This window comes from Cyanobium gracile PCC 6307, assembly GCF_000316515.1.
Classification (GTDB): Bacteria; Cyanobacteriota; Cyanobacteriia; order PCC-6307; family Cyanobiaceae; genus Cyanobium; species Cyanobium gracile.
On sequence record NC_019675.1, the window covers coordinates 2,651,694 to 2,670,739 of the forward strand.

General features: G+C 72.8%; 16 protein-coding genes. 11 read left to right on the top strand and 5 right to left on the bottom strand.

Features of this window, described 5'->3' with window-relative positions; genetic code table 11:
• The first annotated feature begins 9 nt into the window (after positions 1–9).
• Together CYAGR_RS12810 and CYAGR_RS12815 are read left to right on the top strand one after the other, a co-directional pair.
• Positions 10–369: a DUF3307 domain-containing protein gene (locus tag CYAGR_RS12810; RefSeq protein WP_043327214.1), complete on the top strand. Its 360-nt coding sequence runs from the start codon at positions 10–12 to the stop codon at positions 367–369.
• Positions 370–411: 42 nt separating this feature from the next.
• On the top strand, positions 412–1,107 hold the full coding sequence (locus CYAGR_RS12815; RefSeq protein WP_015110257.1) for a hypothetical protein: 696 nt from the start codon (positions 412–414) through the stop codon (positions 1,105–1,107).
• Here CYAGR_RS12815 and CYAGR_RS12820 read toward each other — a convergent pair.
• On the bottom strand, positions 1,061–3,013 hold the full coding sequence (locus tag CYAGR_RS12820; RefSeq protein ID WP_015110258.1) for a CHASE2 domain-containing protein: 1,953 nt from the start codon (positions 3,011–3,013) through the stop codon (positions 1,061–1,063). The two genes, CYAGR_RS12815 and CYAGR_RS12820, sit on opposite strands and share 47 nt — an antisense overlap.
• A complete protein-coding gene (locus tag CYAGR_RS12825; protein ID WP_015110259.1) occupies positions 3,013–4,494 on the bottom strand; it encodes a mechanosensitive ion channel family protein in 1,482 nt (493 codons plus the stop codon). The genes CYAGR_RS12820 and CYAGR_RS12825 overlap by 1 nt, the downstream gene beginning before the upstream one ends.
• 87 nt (positions 4,495–4,581) lie before the next feature.
• Between CYAGR_RS12825 and CYAGR_RS12830 the strand changes: the two genes are divergently transcribed.
• The 4 genes from CYAGR_RS12830 to CYAGR_RS12845 all read left to right on the top strand — a co-directional run bounded on the left by CYAGR_RS12830 (position 4,582) and on the right by CYAGR_RS12845 (position 9,069).
• Complete coding sequence (locus CYAGR_RS12830; RefSeq protein ID WP_015110260.1) at positions 4,582–5,286, top strand: SIMPL domain-containing protein; 705 nt, start codon at positions 4,582–4,584, stop codon at positions 5,284–5,286.
• 75 nt (positions 5,287–5,361) lie between these two features.
• The gene (locus CYAGR_RS12835; protein ID WP_015110261.1) at positions 5,362–6,081 is read left to right on the top strand and encodes a FecR family protein; all 720 of its coding nucleotides are present in this window, start codon (positions 5,362–5,364) and stop codon (positions 6,079–6,081) included.
• Positions 6,082–6,088: 7 nt separating this feature from the next.
• Positions 6,089–7,171, top strand: coding sequence for a hypothetical protein (locus tag CYAGR_RS18535; protein ID WP_156818477.1), 1,083 nt, complete (start codon positions 6,089–6,091; stop codon positions 7,169–7,171).
• Complete coding sequence (locus tag CYAGR_RS12845; protein ID WP_245552522.1) at positions 7,171–9,069, top strand: adenylate/guanylate cyclase domain-containing protein; 1,899 nt, start codon at positions 7,171–7,173, stop codon at positions 9,067–9,069. The genes CYAGR_RS18535 and CYAGR_RS12845 overlap by 1 nt, the downstream gene beginning before the upstream one ends.
• Here the strand turns inward: CYAGR_RS12845 and speA are convergent.
• Positions 9,054–11,066 carry a biosynthetic arginine decarboxylase gene (gene speA, locus CYAGR_RS12850; RefSeq protein WP_015110264.1) on the bottom strand — a complete coding sequence of 671 codons (2,013 nt, stop codon included), beginning with the start codon at positions 11,064–11,066 and terminating at the stop codon, positions 9,054–9,056. The two genes, CYAGR_RS12845 and speA, sit on opposite strands and share 16 nt — an antisense overlap.
• 263 nt (positions 11,067–11,329) lie before the next feature.
• On the opposite strand from speA, the gene ndk reads away from it, so the two are divergent.
• From ndk to CYAGR_RS12865, 3 genes are read left to right on the top strand one after another with little or no spacing between them, the layout of a single operon-like run.
• Positions 11,330–11,788: a nucleoside-diphosphate kinase gene (gene ndk / locus CYAGR_RS12855; RefSeq protein ID WP_015110265.1), complete on the top strand. Its 459-nt coding sequence runs from the start codon at positions 11,330–11,332 to the stop codon at positions 11,786–11,788.
• 34 nt (positions 11,789–11,822) lie between these two features.
• Entirely contained in the window at positions 11,823–12,527 is a 705-nt protein-coding gene (locus CYAGR_RS12860; RefSeq protein WP_015110266.1) for a FecR domain-containing protein, read from the top strand.
• The gene (locus tag CYAGR_RS12865) at positions 12,527–14,368 is read left to right on the top strand and encodes an adenylate/guanylate cyclase domain-containing protein (RefSeq protein WP_015110267.1); all 1,842 of its coding nucleotides are present in this window, start codon (positions 12,527–12,529) and stop codon (positions 14,366–14,368) included. Before CYAGR_RS12860 ends, CYAGR_RS12865 begins: the two co-directional genes overlap by 1 nt.
• Here CYAGR_RS12865 and CYAGR_RS12870 read toward each other — a convergent pair.
• A complete protein-coding gene (locus tag CYAGR_RS12870; protein ID WP_015110268.1) occupies positions 14,365–15,513 on the bottom strand; it encodes an FAD-dependent oxidoreductase in 1,149 nt (382 codons plus the stop codon). The two genes, CYAGR_RS12865 and CYAGR_RS12870, sit on opposite strands and share 4 nt — an antisense overlap.
• 110 nt (positions 15,514–15,623) lie before the next feature.
• Between CYAGR_RS12870 and gatB the strand changes: the two genes are divergently transcribed.
• A complete protein-coding gene (gene gatB / locus CYAGR_RS12875) occupies positions 15,624–17,120 on the top strand; it encodes an Asp-tRNA(Asn)/Glu-tRNA(Gln) amidotransferase subunit GatB (RefSeq protein WP_015110269.1) in 1,497 nt (498 codons plus the stop codon).
• On the opposite strand, the gene coaE is transcribed toward gatB, so the two are convergent.
• On the bottom strand, positions 17,098–17,712 hold the full coding sequence (gene coaE / locus CYAGR_RS12880; protein ID WP_015110270.1) for a dephospho-CoA kinase: 615 nt from the start codon (positions 17,710–17,712) through the stop codon (positions 17,098–17,100). The two genes, gatB and coaE, sit on opposite strands and share 23 nt — an antisense overlap.
• 86 nt (positions 17,713–17,798) lie before the next feature.
• Here coaE and argJ point away from each other — a divergent pair, with 86 nt between their 5' ends.
• On the top strand, positions 17,799–19,028 hold the full coding sequence (gene argJ, locus CYAGR_RS12885; protein ID WP_015110271.1) for a bifunctional glutamate N-acetyltransferase/amino-acid acetyltransferase ArgJ: 1,230 nt from the start codon (positions 17,799–17,801) through the stop codon (positions 19,026–19,028).
• The last annotated feature ends 18 nt before the right edge of the window (positions 19,029–19,046 follow it).

Here is a 19,046-nt window from a genome sequence, read left to right on the forward strand (position 1 = left end):
CTTCACTCTGTGCCTGATCTGTCAGCTGTCTTCAACGTCTTTCTGATGCTGGCGATGGCCCATTTCGTCGGGGATTTCGGTCTCCAGAGCGATCGCATGGCCCGGGAGAAATGCCCCGGCTGCGGAGTGACCCTCGGCTGGGGTTGGTGGCTCACCTCCCACGCCGCCATCCATGGATCTCTGGTGGGAGCGATCACCCAGTCCCCCCTGTTAGGTGTGGCAGAATGGATAGTGCATCTGTTGATTGACTTCGGCAAATGCCGACGTCTCTGGAGCCTGTCGTTTGATCAGGCGCTGCACATCATCACCAAGCTCCTCTGGGCCTGGCTGGCGATCCGTCAGGCATCGCCGGGCTTCTGGTTGTCATGAGTTGCCGAGACTTGTCATGAACCCTTGCCGTCAGCCGTGGTCATGAGGACAGTGTTTCCGCACCAATCGATCATCAAGCGATGGGCCTCCGGCACGGCCCTGGCGGCTGGTTTCCTCACCCTGGCCCCGCTGGCGGCGCTGGAACCGCCGGCGGCGCAGGCCCAGAGCGATCTGCGCAAGAGCTTCCCGGGGCGCCGGGTCGGAGGAGGCACCCGCGGTGACTGCTCCAGCCGCCTGCTGGCCCACCTGGTGCCGGCCAGCAGCGTCTTCGCCCCCGGCAAGGAGCGCTACCTCGGCCTGCTCGAAGGCCCCAGCGCCTCCCCCAGCCCCCTGGAGATCACCTTCCGCCCCCTGAGCGGCCGCGGCACCGCCGATGCTGCGATGGCCTCGGGCCAGCGCCGGGTGCTGCCGGCTTCCGGCTCGGGCATCACCCTGATCACCCTGCCGGCAGTGAAGGTCCCGACGATCTGGGAGTCGAGCTACCTCTGCCCCGGGGCCGCGGCGACCCCTACCCCCGCCGACCCGCTGAACTTCGTGGCCGCCGACTCACCGCCGGCCCTCAGCCTGCTGGTGGCCGATGCCTCCAAGGAGGATGGGGCTGTCCAGGCGTCCCTGGTGATGCTGCAACGCTCGTGCGGCGCCAGCGTGACCCGGGAGGAGGTCGGCACCGCCTTCGGCCTGTCCGACCTGATCACGGCCCAGTGGCCCGAGCGGATTCCAGTGCGCTGTCCCGCCTGAGGCCACCCCGCAGTTCCCAGATGCGCAGCGGTTCGGTGCGCCCCTTGAGGTTGATCGCCCCCCAGTCGAGCCACTCCAGCGGCAGGCCCTTGGGCAGCAGTTCCTCCGTGCTGGACGAGACCAGCACGCGGCAGAGATTGGTCTGACGCTCCTTGTCGAGGCTCTCCAGCCGGGCGGCGCAGTTCACCGCATCGCCGATCACGGCGTACTCCAGCCGTTCGCTGCTGCCCATCGATCCCGCCAGGACCGGGCCGGAATGGACGCCGATGCGCAGCCCCATCGCCGGCAGCCCTTCCTGCTGGAGCTCCTCGTTGAGGCTGGCCACGGCCCGCTGGATGGCCAGGGCCGCATCGATGGCCGCTTTCGCATCCGCCTCTTCGCCGCTGCTCAGGGGGGCCCCGAAGACTGCCAGCAGGCCATCCCCGGTGAACTTGTTGACCATGCCCCCCCGGCGCGTGATGGCAGGGACGAACAGGGCCATGCCCCGGTTCAGCCAGGCGAGCAGCTCCCCGGGACTAAGCCGTTCCGAGACGCTCGTGAACTGGCAGGTGTCCAGCATCAGCACCGTGACCGGCAGCTGGCGCCCCTCGAAGCGGCCGTCGCTGAGCAGGCCATCGCGCTGGTTCCAGAGCTGGCGCGCCACGGCCGGGGAGGTGGTCTGGCCGAGCAGCCGCTCGATCTGCTGCCGCTGCTTCTGGCTGGAGGCGCCCCGGCGCACCCATCCCGCCCCGGCCATGGCGATCAGCCCCATCAGGGGCAGGCTCAGCCCGATCCAGACGTACTGGTACAGCAGCAGCACGGCGCCACCCACCATCACCACCGCCACCAGACCCACCACGATCACGCTGCGGCGCAGCAGCACGAAGGCCTCCCCCAGCACGATCCCCAGCACCACCGCCACCACCTCGGCGAGCCGCTCCACCCAGCCGGGCAGCGTCCGCAGCCGCCGCGGGTCGCCGGCCACGTAGCGTTCCATCAGACCGGCCAGCCGATGGGCGTGGATCTCCACCCCCGGCACCAGCAGCTGTCTCGCCCCGAGGGCGGAGCGGGTGTGGGGCACCGGGAACAGGTCCCGCAGGCTCGGCGCCGTGCTGCCGATCAGCACGATGTGGCCGCGGATCTGGTCGGCGGGGATCGGCCGGCGGCCGAGCACATCCTGGAGGTTCCAGAGGTGGAAGCTGCCGATCCGGTGGAAGGACAGCATCTGCTGGAAGCCTGCGGCATCGAGCTGGTCGTAGCCCCCCGAGGCCGGCTCCAGCCACGGGCCCGGTTCCCGACCCGCGTCCAGCCGCTGCCGCAGGCTGCGCTGGCCCCTGCCCAGCTCCAGGAGCCGCAGGGGCAGGGAGACGATGGCCTCGTCCTGCCCGGCCACATGCACCAGATCGCGGCGGATCACCCCGTCGGCATCGAGCACCAGATCGTTGAACCCCTGCCGATCAGGCGGCGTGCCCGGCACCGGGCCGATGGCCTCGGCCACGTTGATGATCGAGACGAGGCGGGGGTTGGTGCGGAAGCGCTGCCGCAGGCAGGCCTGGTCGGGGCCCACCCCCTGATCGCGGTAGATGTCGAGGCCGATCGCCACCGCCCCTCCGGCACTCAGCCGGTCGATCGCCTCGCACAGCACCCGGTCGTCGATGGGAAAGCCGTAGGTGGCGAGGTCCGATTCGTCGATGCCGATGATCGTGATCGGCTTGTCCGTGCCCGGCGGCGCCGGACGCAGGCTCGTGATCAGGTCGTAGAGCAGCAGGTTGAGGGTTTCATTGACGGGGCTGCGCTGCAGGGCCAGCAGCAGCAGTGCGGCGGCGGCGTAGGGGACGAGGGAGCGCAGGCCGTCGTCGATGTGGAGCGCCCGCAGCCGTGCCAGCCAGGACGTCGCCTTGGAGCCGGGCGGGGTTCCGTTGTCCATCAGCTGCCCTTGAAGGCGTAGAAGAGCCGCTTCATCGTGTCCAGCAGCGCGTTGGAGCGTTCCGAGTGCTGCTCGCGGTCGAGGTTCCGCAGCTCCGCCTGCCGGTCCTGGACCATGGCGGCGAAGCGCTCCAGCAGGTCCGGATTCTCGTCCAGCAGGCCCTTGATGCTGTCCCGGTCCACCTCCAGCAGCAGGCATTCCTCGGTGGCCCGCACCGTGGCGCTGCGGGGGGCGTCGAGGAACAGGGTCATCTCGCCGAACACCTCGCCCGGCCCCAGCTGGCGCACGGCCACGGTGTGGCCCGGCTCCAGTTCCTTGAGGATCTCCACGGCGCCCCGCAGCACATGGAACATGGAGCGTCCCTCGGCCCCCTCCTGCACCACCGCCTCGCCGGGGCCGTAGGCCACCAGGTGGCTGCCCTCCACCAGGGTCTCCAGCTGCTCGGCGCTCAGGTCGGTGAAGAGGCCCACGCTGGCCAGGGTCTGGCAGCACAGCTGGGGGGAGGGCCGGGCGGCCCGCTGGGGCCGGTCCCGGGAGCGGCGGGGTTGCAGCTCCCGCACCGGGAAGGGGATGCTCTGGCCGTCCCGGGCCAGGGCGTACCAGATCTGCTCGAGCAGGTCGCTGCGCAGGTCGCCGATGGCGCCGTCCCCCATCTCCCGCTGCCACACCTGCAGCTCGTAGGCGATGGCGCTGTCCTGAAACTCCTTGACGCGGATGCGGGGGGCGGGCTCCCGCAGCACCCGGGGATGCTGCAGCACCACCTTCTCCAGCAGGGCCCTGGCCTGGGCGGGCGGCAGGTCGTAGTCGAGGCCGACCGTGAAGCGGTTGCTGACGGCCCCGGAGCGGCCCAGGTTGCGCAGCACCCGCTCGGTGACGAGGCTGTTGGGGACGACCACCAGTTGGCCGTCCATGTTGCGGAGCATGGTGTCCCGCCAGTTCACCTGCACCACCACGCCGCGTACGCCCTCGTCCAGCTCCAGGAAGTCCCCCTCGGCGAACTCGTCCCCCAACTGCAGCTCCAGGCCCGCGAACAGGTCCTTGAGGGACTCCTGGGCGGCCAGGCCGATCACGGCGGTGAGCACGGCGGAGGTGGTCACCAGACCCACCAGATCCAGCCGCGCCGACTGGCGCACCAGCACCACCGTGGCCAGGGCACCGCTGCCGACGGTGAGCAACTGCAGCAGCAGCTGCGGCGGCGGGCGCCACAGCCCCAGGTGGGCGGGCACCTGCAGGACCGCCCACAGGGCCACCAGGATGGCGGCGTAGGTGAGCAGCAGGTCGTCGGTGAGCAGCAGCCACACCCGGTAGGCCGGCGGCAGCCCCTGCAGCGGCAGCGAACGCAGCAGGGCCCAGGCGCCGATGGCCAGCAGCGGCAGCCGCAGCGGCACCGCCGGAAGGGCCCGGTGGCGGCAGAGACGGGCCAGCACCAGCAGCCCGGCCGTGGCGGCCAGGGCGCCGATCCAGATCTGCAGCAGGGCCAAGGCGCACGCTTCGATCGCCCCATCCTGCCGCCGATCCTGGCGTTCGGCCCCGTGGGCGAGCAGGCTGGCCCCAGCCGTTGCTCTGCCATGCGCCCGATCGTCCTGCGTCCCCTCGCTGCCCTGCTGGGCCTGACGGCATTCGGTGCCTGGCCGGGCGCTGCGGTCGCCCAGGTGCAGCTGCGCTGCGACGGCACCCTGCTGGAGGCCAGGGGCAGCGCCGAACAGGAACGGCCCACCCGCCGGCTGTCCTTCTCCCTGGCGCTGGAGGCGGAGGCACCCACGGCCGACGCCGCCCTCCAGGGCCTGCAGGAGCGGCTGGCGGCGGTGCGCCGGGCCCTGCAGCAGCTGCAGGTGGAGGAGCTGCGGGTCACCTCACCGACCACCTGGCAGCGCGAGGCCGATCGCCGCCGGCCGGCGGCGGTGACGGCCAGCCTGCAGGTGAGTGGCCGGCTGGCTCCGGAGCGGCTGCAGCCCCTGATCCGGGAGGTGGGGGCCCTGAGCGGGGTGCGGCTGGCGCCGGTGGGCACCGAAGCCGATCGCGCCCAGGACGCGGCGGTGCGGCGCCAGCTGCTGCGGGCGGCCTACCAGGATGCCCTCACCCAGGCCCGCGACGTGGCCGCGGCGGTGGGCCTCAGCCGGCTGGCCCCCCTGGAGGTGCAGCTGGAGGGCAACGAGTTCCGGCCGGTGATGATGCGGGCGGCTGCGGCCGACGCCGCCCCACCCTTCGATCCGGCCGAACTGGCCCAGCCGAAGGACCGCCTGGGGCTGATGGTGCGGTTCTGCGCCCGCTGAGGCGATTCCGGCGGCGTCGATGCGTTTCCGGCCCTGTTGAGCAGAATGGGCCATCCGCACCGGAGCCCTGAGCCCATGCGCCGCCGCCACCTGCCGAGCCTCTCGATGGTGCCGATCCTGGTGCTCCTGGTCGGTCCCGCCCTCGGCCCCCTGCCCGTGCGGGCCTCCGAGAGCGCGGTGGTGCAGGAGATCCTTGATGGCAACGAGCTCTTCATCGACGACAAGACGGCCAAGGTGAAGCAGAAGGCCGTCGCCCCCCAGAAGGTCAGCACCCAGAACAGCCGCGGCCAGATCCGCTTCGACAGCGGCGCTGCCGGCCGCCTCAACCGTTTTGCTTTGCTCAAGCTGGGCCAGGGCTGCTTCCTGATCGAAAAGGGCCAGATCCTGGTGTCGGGCAAGCAGAGCGGCTGCACCCGTTCCGCCCGCCTCAGCGTGCGGGGCACCAATTACCTCCTCGACGTCAACGAGTCGGGGGAGGCGGAGATCTCCGTGCTGGAGGGGTCGGTGGAGGTGGAGCCGCTGGCCGACGGGGAGCCCACCGGCCAACCGGCCACCACCGTGGAGGCGGGGCAGAAGCTGCGGCTCTCGCCCGCCGGGGTGGTCCTGGCGATCCTGGGGCTGAGCGTCAGCGACTACAACAGCATCCTGGGCGGCCCCCTGTTCCAGGGGTTCCGGGTGCCGCTGCCGGCCTACGGCTCCCTGGAGAGCTACATCCGCTCCCGGGTGCCGGGGGTGAACCTGCCGGTGCCGATCAGTCCGCCGTCGCTGCCCTTCGGTCTGCCGCGCTTCTTCTGATCCGGTGATGCGACCCCTCCCGATGCTGCTGGCGGCGTTGGCCTCGGGCCTGACCTGGCCCGCCGCGACGGCAGCCAGCCCGGCGGGATCGGCGCTCGTGCAGGAGATCCTCGATGGCCCGGAGCTGTTCATCGAGCGCCGCCAGGCCCATGTGCAGGATCGGGCGTTCCGCCCTGAGCTGGTCCGCACCCAGAACAGCCGCGGCCAGCTGGGCTTCGCCAGCGGGGCCGCCGGCCGCCTCAACCGCTTCACCCAGCTGCGCCTCGGCAGCACCTGCTTCCTGCTCAGCAGCGGCCAGATCCTGGTGTCCGGCCAGCAGAACGGTTGCACCCGCTCCTCGCGGCTGAGCACCCGGGGGACCAATTACCTGATCACCCTGCTGGATGGCGGCGAGCAGGAGGTGGCGGTGCTGGAGGGGTCGGTGGAGCTTCAGCCCCTCGCCGATGGACGGCCCCTGCCTGGGGCACCGCTCCTGGTGGCCGGAGGGAACCGGGTGCGGCTCTCCAGCCAGGGGGCCCTGCTCTTCCAGCGACCCCTCACGGCGGACGACTACGCCGCCATCCTCCGGGGGCCCCTGTTCCAGGGGTTCACGGCCCCCCTGCCCGGCATGAAGGCGCTGGAGGCCTTCGTGCAGCGCCGCTTCCCCGGGGTGAGCGCCGCCCCGCCCAGGCCGTCGCTCAGCCGTGATCCCCTGGTGGAGACCATCAACCGCTACCGGGCCCAGGCCGGCCGCCCCTCCCTGCAACCCCTGCCGGCGGACCTGGCGGCCCGCAACGCCGCCTATCTGGCCCCGGTGCTGGAGGGGTTGCTGGCCAGCCGCGACTGCGACCACGACCGTTCCCGCTGGGGGGCGTTCCAGAACCGCATGGCCGCCTCCGGCCCGCTGATGCCCACCAGTGAGGTGATCGCCTGCCCGATGCCGGCCGGCGCCTGGAACCCGGAGCGGATCGTCTCGCGCTGGATGGGCTCAGCCCTGCACACCCAGATCCTGATCAACCGACCGAAGGCCTGGGCCATCGACTGCGTGCGCCTGGAGCGCTCCGGCCGGGCCGCCGCGATCTGCACGCTCTGGAGCCCGCTGCCACGATGATGCCGCGACGCCGCACCTTCCGCGTCCTGGTGGTGGCCGTGCTGGCCTGGGTGGGGGTCAGCGCCGGCTGGCCGGGACCCCGGATGCGGGTGTGGGAGCGGGGCGTGGAGCAGCAGTTGCTGCTGCTGCGGGGACCGCGCCAACCGCCGCCGCAGGTGGTGCTGGTCACCGTCGATGACGCCACCCTGCAGCAGGGGGACTGGTTCGAGGAGGAGGGCCGGATCCCGGAATGGGCGAAGGGTGTCGGCAGCCTGCCCTGGCCCCGGGCCACCTACGGGATGGTGGCGGAGAAGCTGCTGCAGGCCGGTGCCAGGGCCGTGGCCATGAATGTGGTCTTCGAGGGGCCCAGCGGCAAGGGGCCCGCCGATGACGATGCCCTGGAGCTGCGGCTGCGGCGCTACCCCGGCCGGGTCGCCCTGGCGGCCGAGATGCTCGAATCCAACGACTCCCAGGGAGCCGGAGCCCTCACGTTCGTGCGGCCGGAGCGCTTTCTGGAGGCCATCGGCGGCACCGGGGCCCTGGGGCTCACCAACATCCTCGCCGGCATCTCCAGTGAGCCCAGCCGCCACCCGGAGGCCTATGCCAGCGGCGTGCTCCCCGCCCGCGGCGCCGAGGGCCACAGCGCCCTCTCCTCCACCCTGCTGCGGCTGGGGGGCCAGCGCAGCCGCCAGGACGACCGGGCCAGCGCGCTTAACTTCTATGGCCCGGAGGGCAGCTTCCGGCGCCTGCCGGCCTGGGAGGTGCTCGACCCCGCGCGCTGGAAGACCCATCCCCTGCGCAAGGACGTGAAGGGGGCCCTGGTGCTGCTCGGCCCGGTGGTCGCCCAGGGGACCGATGGCTACCCCACCCCCTTCGGCACCCTGTCGGGACTGGAGGTGCTGGCCACCGCCACCGCCAACTCGCTGCAGGGGGACGGGCTGCAGCCCTGGCCCCGCAGTGCGCCGGGACGGGCCCTGCTGGCTCTGCTGCCGCTGCTGCTCGTGCTGGCGGCGGCCCGCCGCTGGAGCGACCTGCGCTGGCGGCTCGCCCTGGTGGTTCTGGTGCTGGTCCTCCAGGGGGGCCTTGTCGTCGTGGCGCTGCAGCAGGCCCACCGCTGGCTGCCGCTGCTGGCGCCCTCCTCGGGCCTGGTCCTGCTGGGCCTGCTCTACGGCGGAGACGCCTACCTGCGGGAGGGGCAGGAGCGGCGGCGGCTGCGCCGCACCTTCGAGCGCTACGTGGCGCCCGGGGTGGTGGCGGAGATCCTCTCCGACCCGGAATCGGCCCAGGGCATCCTGCGGGGCCGCCTGCTGGAGGTGACCGTGCTGATGACCGACATCAAGGGCTTCACGGTGCTCACCAAGCAACGCAGTGGCGAAGGCCAGAGCGAGCTGCACGTGCGCCAGCTCAACGAGTACCTCGGCGCCATGGTGGAGGTGGTGATGGCCCATGGCGGCACCGTCGACAAGTTCATCGGCGATGCGGTGATGGCGGTCTTCGGCTCACCGGTGAGCCGGGGGGTGGCCCAGGAGGCCAGCCAGGCGGTGCGCTGCGCCCTGGCCATGCGGGCGGCCCTGGCGGGCCTCAACGAGGACTGGGCGCGTCGGGGCATCGCCACCCTCGACAACGGCATCGGCCTGGCCAGCGGCCAGGTGATGGTGGGCCAGATCGGCAGCCCCAAACGGATGGAGTTCACCGTCATCGGCGACACGGTGAACCTGTCGGCCCGGCTCGAATCGGCCACCCGCCAGGTGGATGCGGCGGTGGTGTGTGACGCCCAGACCGCCAGCCTGATCGCGGCCGACCCCGGCCTCTCGAGCCGCTCCCTGGGCCCCCAGGCGGTGAAGAGCCTCGGGGAGGTGGAGATCTTCACCGTGGCGCTCGCGGATCAGGCCTCCAGGGAAGGTCAGGCTTCGAGGTAAGTCGTCTGCTCCAGGCTGGCCCGCAGGTGGGCCATGAGGCGGCGGGCGTCGCTGATGGCCAGGTCGCCCCGGCCGATCGCCTGCTCGCTGGCCAGCCGCAGCCGCTCCAGCAGCAGGTCGGGATCGTGCTCCATCGCCTCGAGCACCTCGGCGTTGGTGTTGCCCCGCACCACGTGGTCGACCCGATAGCCGCCGCCGGCCGCCAGCCGGATGTGCACCGCGTTGGTGCTGCCGAACAGGTTGTGGAGGTTGCCCATCACCTCCTGGTAGGCCCCGCCGAGGAACAGCCCGATCCAGTAGGGCTCACCGGGCCGCAGGCCGTGCAGTTCCAGCAGCGGCTTGACCTGGCCCCGGTCGATGAAGCGGGCGATCTTGCCGTCGGAATCGCAGGTGAGGTCGGCGAAGCTGCCCAGCCGGGTGGGGCGCTCGTCGAGCCGGTGGATCGGCAGCACCGGGAACAACTGGTCGATCGCCCAGGTGTCCGGCGCCGAGCGGAAAACCGAGAGGTTGGCGTAGTACGTGCCGGCCAGCGCCGCCGGCAGGGCCTGCAGCTCCTGGGGGATCACGGTGCCGGTGGGCAGGCCTTCGAGCTGGCGGGCGATCGCCTGGCAGCTCGCCCAGGTGAGGCGCTCGGCCGTGGCCCTCTCCGGCAGGCTCAGGTAGCCCAGCCGGAAGGCGGTGAGGGCGTCCTCCTTGAACTTGAGGGCATCGTTCCAGGCCTCCTGCAGCCGTTCCACCACCGCCCGATCGCCGGCGTCGTCGCCTTCGAGGCCCCCCTCAGCGGCGATGGCCGTGATCAGGGCGTGGGTGTCGCGCAGGTTGCGCAGGATCAGGGCCTCGTCGTCGGCCGCCGGAGGCACCGATTCGCTGTGGCCGCCGGCCCCGAGCACGTCGAAGACGAGCACGCTGAAGTGGCTGGCCAGCGCCCGGCCGCTCTCGCTCACCAGCGTCGGGGGGCGGATGCCGTGGGGTTCGCAGCACTCCCGCACGGTGGCGACGACGTCGTTGGCGTAGTTCTGCAGCGAGTAGTTGGTGGAGGCGGCAGTGGCGGTCCGGCTGCCGTCGTAGTCGATGCCCAGGCCGCCGCCCACATCGAGGAAGCCCATCGGGGCCCCCAGCCGGGTGAGCTCGGCATAGATCTGGCCCGCCTCCTGCAGGGCGTCCTTGAGGACGGCGATGTCGTTGATCTGGCTGCCGATGTGGAAGTGCAGCAGCCGCAGGTCGTCGAGCAGGCCCGCCTCCCGCAGGCGCTCCACGGTGGTGAGCACGTCGGGGATCGAGAGGCCGAACTTGGCCCGTTCCCCCACCGAGCTGCCCCAGCGGCCGGTGCTGCGGGCCGAGAGCTTGGCGCGGATGCCGATGAACGGGGCCCCGCCCAGGGCGCTGCTGGCGGCGATGATCCGCTCCAGCTCATCGGCCTGCTCGATCACCACCACCGGCTGGCGGCCCAGGCGCCGGGCCAGGATCGCCGTCTCGATGTAGCGCCGGTCCTTGTAGCCGTTGCAGATCAGCAGGGCGTCGGGATCGTCGAGCAGGGAGAGGGCGATCAGCAGCTCGGCCTTGCTGCCCGCCTCCAGCCCGAAGTGCCAGCGGCGGCCGCTCTCCACCAGCTGCTCCACCACGTGGCGCTGCTGGTTGCACTTGACCGGGAACACCCCCTGGTAGCGGCCCTCGTAGCCGTACTGGGCGATGGCCCGCTCGAAGGCGCCGTGGAGCCGCTCGAGCCGGTCCTCGAGGATGTCGTCGAAGCGGATCAGCAGCGGCAGGGACAGGTCGCGCCCCTGCAGCTCCCGCACCAGCTCCACCAGATCGAGGGAGCCGCCGCGGTCGCCGCGGGGCTGCACGATCACCTGGCCCCGGGCGCCCACCCCGAAGTAGGGATCTCCCCAGCGGTCGAGCCCGTAGAGGGCCGCCCCGTCGGCGGCGCTCCAGGCGTCGGATCGCCCGGCAGGTGCGGCGGGCGCGCCCGGCGGGCTGGACGGGTCGGCGAGCACCATGGCGCCTGGGAGGAGGGAAGCCGGTCGGAGCGAATCTAGGCGTGGCCTTGTGGCGGCCGCCCTGGCCTGGGCCTTGCGGCACCTTCGGGTCACCGGCGGCTGCCGATCCATGGACCTGTACAGGCTGTACAGATCCCGAGTCGCGCCGCCGCAGGACACGCAACCCCGGCACGGCCGACCGGGCGCCCGGTCGGCCGTGCCGGGGTTGCTTGCCAAGCGGCAGGCCCAGCGCGGACGATGGCCCGAACACCTCTCCTTTCCCCATGGCCACCGAACGCACCTTCCTCGCCATCAAGCCCGATGGGGTGCAGCGGGGCCTGGTGGGCGAGATCCTCGGCCGCTTCGAAACCAAGGGCTTCAAGCTGGTGGGCCTCAAGCAGTTGGTGCCCAGCCGGGAGCTGGCCGAGAGCCATTACGGCGTGCACCGGGAGCGCCCCTTCTTCGCCGGCCTGGTGGAGTTCATCACCAGCGGTCCGGTGGTGGCCATGGTGTGGGAAGGGGACGGCGTGATCGCCGCCGCCCGCAAGCTGATCGGCGCCACCAAGCCCCTGGAGGCCGAGCCCGGCACCATCCGCGGCGACCTGGCGGTGAACATCGGCCGCAACGTCATCCACGGCTCCGATGCACCGGAAACCGCCGAGTTCGAGATCGGCCTCTGGTTCCAGCCCTCCGAACTGTGCGACTGGACCCCGGCCGACCAGGTGTGGCGGGTCGAACCCTGAGCGGCCATCCTGGGGACCGTCGGGTCCCCGGGCCATGGTGCTGCGCAGGAGCCTCCGGCCTCCCAGGCCGCTGAAGCAGGCGGCCGCCGCCGTGCTGGTCGCCGGCCTGGTGGTTGGTCTGCCCGCCGCCGGCCCCCTTGCCGGCGCCACGGCGGCCCCCCGGGTGCCCCGGGTGGTGGATGTTCCCTCCCGGCCGGCCTATGTGATGCCGCCGGCGGCGCCGGAGCGGCCGGCCCTGGTGGGCCAGGTGCTGCAGCCGTCCACCGTGCTGCGCACCGAGAATCCCGGCCGGCTGCAGATCCTGCTGGCCGATGGCCGCAGCTTCCGGCTCGGGGGCAACGCCCTGCTGCGGATCGAGCCGACCCTGCTTGATCTGGTGCGCGGCCGGATCATCGCCTGGATCGCTCCAGGGGCGAAGCGTCCCACCCCCCTGCGGATCAAGACCCGGGTGGGGACGGCCTCCATCCAGGGCACCACGGTCTTCATCGAGGACACCGCCGATTCCGTGCTGTTCCTGAGCTGGGAGGGGGAGGTGGAGGTGCGCGCCGATGACGGCAGCGTCTACCGGCTGAGCAGCGGCCAGCGCCTGGAGGCCACCCCCGAAGGCTGGAAGGGCCCGCGCCGGATCGACGCCACCGAGGCGCGGCTGCGACGGCGCAACAGCGAGCTGCTGAACGGCTTCGGGGCGCCGATGGAGACCCTGCCGGTGCTCGAGCGCGAACTCGGACTCACCCCCTGATGCCCCCCTGGCCCGGGTTGGGGCGCCGGCTCTGGTGGCTGGCCCTGGCCGCCCCCCTGCTGGCGGGCCTCGACCGGGCGCCCCTCACCCCCCTGGGCCAGGGTCCGCGGCTGCTCGACGACCAGCTCGGCCAGACCTTCTTCCAGCTGCGGGGGGCCCGCCCCGCCCCGGCCGACCCGGTGATCCTGGCCATCGACGCCGACTCCCTGGAGCTGGGGGACCTGCTGGCCCCCGGGGAACGCCAGGCGTCGTCCCTGTGGCGCCAGATGGGGCCCTGGCCCTGGCCCCGGGCCCTGCAGGCCCGGCTGGCGGCCCATGTGCTGGAGCAGGGGGCGGCCCGGGTGCTGTTCAACATCGAGTACAGCCAGCCCAGCCGCTTCGGCCCCGCCGACGACCGGGCCTTCGCCACCACCCTGGCCCCCTGGCGCCAGCGCGTGCACCTGGCGGCGGTGTACGGCGTACAGGAGGAGGGGGGGCTGGTGCAGAGCCGGCTGCGGCTGCCCATCCACGCCATGGGTGCCCCCGGCCTCACCACCCTGCTCCAGTCGCCGCGGGGGGTGGTGGAGGCGGTGCCGGGGCAGGACTGGATCGAGGCGCGGCTGGGCGATTTCCCGCCGCCCCTGCCCCGGCCGATGGCCTTCCTGGTGCGCCCGGCGCCGCCGCCGCCGGCGCCGATGGGGCTCGACTTTCCCGGTCCCGCCGGCACCATGCCCCGCGTGCCGGCCTGGAAGCTGCTGGAGGCACCGCCGTCCACCTGGCGGGGGCGCACGGTGCTGATCGGCGTCACGGCCCCGGGCCTGGGGGATCTGCAGGAGACGCCCTTCGGCCCTATGGCCGGCACCGAGATCCAGGCGGTGGCCGTCGCCAACGTGCTCCAGGGCCGGGGGCTGGGGCGGCTGCCCCTGGCGGGGGACGGGCTGCTGCTGCTGGGCTGGGGCGCCCTGGCGGGGCTGCTGCTGCGGCGTCCCGCCAGTGCCGGCGGCACCCTGCAGCTGGCGCTGGCCCTGGCCGGCGGGGTCCTGCTCGCCGGCTGGGCGGTGTGGGCCCTGGCCCTCCTGCGCCTGCCCCTGGCCGCCCTGCTGCTGGCCCCCGTGGCCGGGGGCGGGGTGCGGGCCGTGGGCCAGGGGCTGGCGGAGAGCCGGGAGCGGGCCTACCTGCACCAGGTGCTGAGCCGGCGCGTCTCCCCCACCCTGCTGCGCGACATCCTGCGCAGCCCCGGGCCGCTGTGGAACCAGGCGGTGGGCAGCCGGGCCCGCTGCGCTGTGTTGTTCAGCGACCTGGTGGGGTTCACGCCCCTGAGTGCGGTGCTGGAGCCCGCCGAGCTGTTCGCCCTGCTCAACCGCTACTTCGAGGCCATGGCCGCGGCGGTGCTGGAGCAGGAGGGCCTGCTCGACAAGTTCATCGGTGATGCGGTGATGGCGGAGTTCGGGGTGCCCCGCAGCCGGGGGGATGCCGAGGAGGCCCGGGCCGCGGTGCGGGCCGCCCTGGCCATGCAGGAGCGGCTGGAGGCGCTCAACGTCGAGCTGGCCGCGGCGGGTACCCCGCCGCTGCGGCATGGGATCGGGCTCCATTTCGGCGAGGTGATCGCCGGCAACCTGGGCTCCTCCCAGCGCCTGGAGTTCACCGTCGTGGGGGCCAGCGTCAACGTGGCCAGCCGCCTGGAGGGGCTGACGCGCCTGTTCCCCGAGCACCCGATCCTGATCAGCGGCGACCTGCTGGCGCTGCTGCCGGAGGAGCTGGAGGTGCTGCCGCTGGGGAGCCACCGGATCAAGGGCTGGCCCGTGCCCCTGGAGGTGTATGCCCTCAAGGGGCTGCGGCCGGTGGGGGCCGGTCCGGGCTAGGCCGCCGCCGGGAACGGCCGGTCCCAGCGGAAGGGCGCCAGCAGGGCGTCGCCCGCCGCGTCGGCCCCGGAGCCGTGGGCGGCCGCGGTGATCGCCGCCGCGATCCGCTCTGCGGTGATGGCCGCCAGCAGCACGCCGTTGCGGTGGTGGCCCGTGGCCAGCCAGAGCCCCTCGATCGGTCCGGGGCCCAGCAGCGGCGCATCGTCGGGGGTGCCGGGGCGGAAGCCCCACCAGCGCTCCATCGGCGGCCACAGGGCCGCCTCCGGCAGCAGGGCGGCGATGCCGGCCTGCAGCTGCTTCTGGCCCTCGGGGGTGAGGCCGTCGTCGAAGCCGGCCTGCGGTTCGCTGGTGGCGCCCACCACCAGGAGGCCGTCCTCCCGCGGCACCAGGTAGGTGCCGGGCCCGAACAGGACCCGCTCCAGGCTGGCTCTGGGGCCCTGCAGTGACAGCATCTGCCCCTTCACCGGGTGCACCGGCAGCGACGGCAGCAGCCGGCCACTCCAGGCGCCGCAGGCGAGCACGGCCGTGCTGGCGGCGATGGCGTGCTCGCCCCCCTCGGCCCGGCGCAGCCGCACCCCCCGTAGGCGTCCGCCGTCGCCGGTGAGCAGCTCCAGCACCTCGGTGCCCTCCTCGAAGCGCACCCCCAGGGCCACGCAGGCCCGCTCCAGGGCGCGCATCAGGCGGCGGCGGTTGTCGATCTGCCCGTCCTGGGCGAACAGCAGACCCGCCCGCCAGGCGGGTCCGAGCCCCGGCACCTGCCGCTCCAGGCCCGCCCGGTCGAGGGGCTCGCCGAAGGGGGCCGTGGGGTAGGCATCACGCTCGGCGGCTGTGGTGAAGGGGACGACGATGCCGCAGGGCCGCAGGTCGCAGGGGAGGCCGCTGTCGGCCTCGATGCGGGCCACCCAGGCCGGCACCCGCTCCAGGCTGGCCTGGCCCAGGGCCAGCATCGGCCCGCTGAGCCCCTCGGCGTGGGGGGCCAGCATGCCGGCGGCCACGAAGCCGGCCGCCTCGCTGCGGCGGCGGCTGAGCACGGTGGCGGGGCGGCCGAGGCGGGCCAGCTGGTGGGCGATGGCCAGGCCCATCAGGCCGCCACCGAGGATCAGCACGGATTCGGCGTCGGGAGGGGGGCCAGCCAGGGCGCTCATCTCCAGCTCGGAAGGCCCCCATTCAAGCGGCCGCCTGCCGCTGCCTAGGATCGCCCCCAGTGCCTCCGGCCGAGCGCGGGGGGCCGACAGCGCCGGCAGGACTCGCGACCATGGCTGAAGGGAACAGGGCAGAAGGCAACGGGACCGGGGCCTGGGAGGCCGTGATCGGCCTGGAGACCCACGTGCAGCTGGGCACCGCCAGCAAGATCTTCACCGCCGCCTCCACCAGCTTCGGCGACGACCCCAACACCCACATCGACCCAGTGGTGTGCGGTCTGCCGGGCACCCTGCCGGTGCTGAATCAGAAGGTGCTCGAGTACGCGGTCAAGGCGTCGCTGGCCCTGAATCTGCAGGTGGCCGAGCACAGCAAGTTCGACCGCAAGCAGTACTTCTATCCCGACCTGCCCAAGAACTACCAGATCTCCCAGTACGACCAGCCGATCGCCGAGAACGGCTGGATCGAGGTGGAGGTGGCCGAGAAGGGCAAGGAGACGTATCTGAAAAAGGTGGGCATCGAGCGGCTGCACATGGAGGAGGACGCCGGCAAGCTCGTCCACGCCGGCAGCGACCGCCTGGCGGGCTCCACCCACTCCCTGGTGGATTACAACCGGGCCGGCGTCGCCCTGGCCGAGATCGTCTCCAAGCCGGACCTGCGCACGGGCCGGGAAGCCGCCGAGTACGCCTCGGAGATCCGCCGCATCATGCGGTATCTGGGCGTCAGCGACGGCAACATGCAGGAGGGGTCCCTGCGCTGTGACGTCAACATCTCCGTGCGCCGCGGCCCGGACGCCCCCTTCGGCGTGAAGGTGGAGATCAAGAACATGAACTCCTTCTCGGCGATCCAGAAGGCCATCGATTTCGAGATCGCCCGCCAGATCAAGGCCTACGAAGCCGGTGAGCCGGTGGTGCAGGAGACGCGCCTCTGGGACGAGACCAAGCAGCTCACCAGGAGCATGCGCAGCAAGGAGGGGGCCTCCGACTACCGCTACTTCCCGGACCCGGATCTGGGGCCGATCGAGGTGAGCCCCGAGCAGCGGGAAAGCTGGCGCGCCGAGCTGCCGGAACTGCCGGCGGCCAAGCGCCACCGCTATGCCGAGAGCCTGGGGCTCTCCATCTACGACGCCCGGGTGCTCACCGATGAGCGGCCCATGGCCGAGTACTTCGAGGCGGCCGTCGCCGCCGGGGGCGACCCCAAGGCGGTGGCCAACTGGGTCACCGGCGACATCGCTGCCCACGTGAACGCAAACCGGCTGTCGATCGCTGAGCTGCCGCTCAAGCCCGAGCAGCTGGCCGAGATGGTGCAGCTGATCGAGGGTGGCACCATCAGCGGCAAGATCGCCAAGGACCTGCTGCCCGAACTGCTCGAGAAGGGCGGCTCGGTGGCGGCGATCGTGGAGGCCCGCGGCCTGGGCATGATCAGCGACCCGGCGGCGATCACCGCCATCGTCGACGAGCTGCTGGCGGCCCACCCGGAGGAGGTGGCGGCCTTCCGCGGCGGCAAGACCAAGCTGCAGGGCTTCTTTGTCGGCCAGCTGATGAAGCGCACCGGCGGCCGCGCCGACCCCAAGCTGGCCAACCGGATCCTCAGCGAGCAGCTGAAGGGGTGAGCGCCCGCTCCACCTGCGCCGCCAGGGCGTCCGGCCCGCCGCGGTTGTCGAGCACCAGCATGGCCAGGGCCCGCTTGCGCGAAAGGGGCCACTGGGCCGCCAGCCGGGCGCGGGCGTCAGCTTCGCTGAGCTGATCGCGCCCCATCAGCCGCTGCAGCTGCTGGTCCTCGTCGCAGTCCACCAGCCAGGTCTCGCTGCACAGCCCCTCCAGCCCCGCCTCGAACAGCAGCGGGATCATCAGCACCACCGCCGGTGCCTGCTGCAGCCGCTCCAGTTCCGCGGCGAAGCGCTGGCGCACCAGCGGATGCACCAGCTGCTCCAGCCAGCGCAGCTGGGCGGCGTCGTGGAACACGATCCGCCCGAGGGCCGCCCGGTCCAGCGCCGGTTCGGGCGCACCCGCCAGCGCCACCCGCTCCCCGTAGCGCTCCAGCACCGCCCTGGCCCCGGCGCTGCCCGGCTCCAGCGCCTCGCGGGCATAGACATCCGCATCCAGCACCGGCAGACCGCGCTCGGCCAGCAGGCGCCCCACCGTGCTCTTGCCGCTGGCGATGCCGCCGGTGAGGCCGATGCGGCGCTGGGGGGGAGGGGCCATCGGGCCAGTCTGGGCCGGCCGGTGCCGGCGCCGGTGGCGGCGCACGATCCTCGCCGTTTCAGGATGGCGCCAGTGGCCGCTCCGCCTTGACCCACCCCTGGACCCCGATCCCCGGCGGCGTCACCGCCCCGCAGGGCTTCCTGGCCGCCGCCGTCACCGCCGGCCTCAAGGCCTCCGGCAAGCCGGATCTCAGCCTGTTGCTGGCCCCGCCCGGCGCCGTCTGCGCCGGCACCTTCACCACCTCGCTGGTGCGGGCCGCCTGCGTGGATCTGTGCGCCGAGCGCCTGGAGTCCGGCGGCGGCCACGCCCGGGCGGTGCTCACCAACTCGGGGCAGGCCAACGCCTGCACCGGTGAGCGCGGCCTGGCCGACAGCCTGCGGGCCACCGCCGAGCTGGCCGGACGGCTGGGCCTGGCGCCCGAAGCGGTGCTGATCTGCTCCACCGGCGTCATCGGCGTGCCGATCCCGATGCAGACGCTGCTGGCGGGGCTCGATCCCCTGGTGGCGGCCCTGGGCCCCGATGGCGGCGGCGCCGCCGCCCAGGCGATCCTCACCACCGACCTGGTGGCCAAGGAGATCGCCCTGGAGGCCCAGCTCGGCGGCCGCACGGTGCGGATCGGCGGCATGGCCAAGGGCTCGGGGATGATCCACCCCGATATGGCCACGATGCTGGGCTACCTCACCTGCGACGCCGGCGTGCCGGCCGATGTCTGGCAGGACATGGTGAAGCGGGCAGTGGATCGCTCCTTCAACGCCATCACGGTGGACGGCGACACCAGCACCAACGACACGTACCTGGCTTTTGCCGCCGGCGAGCCCCTGGGCCCGGAGAACTTCGCGGCACTGGAGGCCGGCCTGACGGCGGTGTCGCAGCACCTGGCCCGGGCGATCGCTCGCGACGGCGAGGGCGCCACCTGCCTGATCGCGGTGCAGGTGGAGGGCGCCACCGATGACGCCGGCGCCCGCGCCATCGCCCGCACCGTGGCCGGCTCGTCGCTGGTGAAGTGCGCCGTCCACGGCCGCGACCCCAACTGGGGCCGGATCGTGGCCGCCGCGGGCCGGGCCGGGGTGGCCTTTGACCCGCAGGCCGTGGCCCTGTGGCTGGGGGAGCACCAGCTGATGGCGGCGGGCCAGCCCCTGGCCTTCGACCGCCCGGCCGCCTCCGCCTACCTGAAGGCCCGGGCCGCCGGGGCCTATCTGGCCGACGACACGGTGGCGATCCGGCTGCGGGTCGGCGAGGGCCCGGGCAGCGGCCTGGCCTGGGGCTGCGACCTCTCGGATCAGTACGTACGCATCAACGCCGACTACACCACCTGAGTCGACCGGCCCGCGCCG

Bases quoted from the DNA above. Each gene is read 5' to 3' on its own strand.
- ndk (WP_015110265.1), top strand. From the start codon at position 11,330: ATGGCCACCGAACGCACCTTCCTCGCCATCAAGCCCGATGGGGTGCAG.
- CYAGR_RS12870 (WP_015110268.1), bottom strand. From the start codon at position 15,513: ATGAGCGCCCTGGCTGGCCCCCCTCCCGACGCCGAATCCGTGCTGATC.
- speA (WP_015110264.1), bottom strand. From the start codon at position 11,066: ATGGTGCTCGCCGACCCGTCCAGCCCGCCGGGCGCGCCCGCCGCACCT.
- CYAGR_RS12860 (WP_015110266.1), top strand. From the start codon at position 11,823: ATGGTGCTGCGCAGGAGCCTCCGGCCTCCCAGGCCGCTGAAGCAGGCG.
- CYAGR_RS18535 (WP_156818477.1), top strand. From the start codon at position 6,089: ATGCGACCCCTCCCGATGCTGCTGGCGGCGTTGGCCTCGGGCCTGACC.
- CYAGR_RS12820 (WP_015110258.1), bottom strand. From the start codon at position 3,013: ATGGACAACGGAACCCCGCCCGGCTCCAAGGCGACGTCCTGGCTGGCA.
- coaE (WP_015110270.1), bottom strand. From the start codon at position 17,712: ATGGCCCCTCCCCCCCAGCGCCGCATCGGCCTCACCGGCGGCATCGCC.
- CYAGR_RS12815 (WP_015110257.1), top strand. From the start codon at position 412: ATGAGGACAGTGTTTCCGCACCAATCGATCATCAAGCGATGGGCCTCC.
- CYAGR_RS12835 (WP_015110261.1), top strand. From the start codon at position 5,362: ATGCGCCGCCGCCACCTGCCGAGCCTCTCGATGGTGCCGATCCTGGTG.
- CYAGR_RS12830 (WP_015110260.1), top strand. From the start codon at position 4,582: ATGCGCCCGATCGTCCTGCGTCCCCTCGCTGCCCTGCTGGGCCTGACG.
- CYAGR_RS12845 (WP_245552522.1), top strand. From the start codon at position 7,171: ATGCCGCGACGCCGCACCTTCCGCGTCCTGGTGGTGGCCGTGCTGGCC.
- gatB (WP_015110269.1), top strand. From the start codon at position 15,624: ATGGCTGAAGGGAACAGGGCAGAAGGCAACGGGACCGGGGCCTGGGAG.
- CYAGR_RS12865 (WP_015110267.1), top strand. From the start codon at position 12,527: ATGCCCCCCTGGCCCGGGTTGGGGCGCCGGCTCTGGTGGCTGGCCCTG.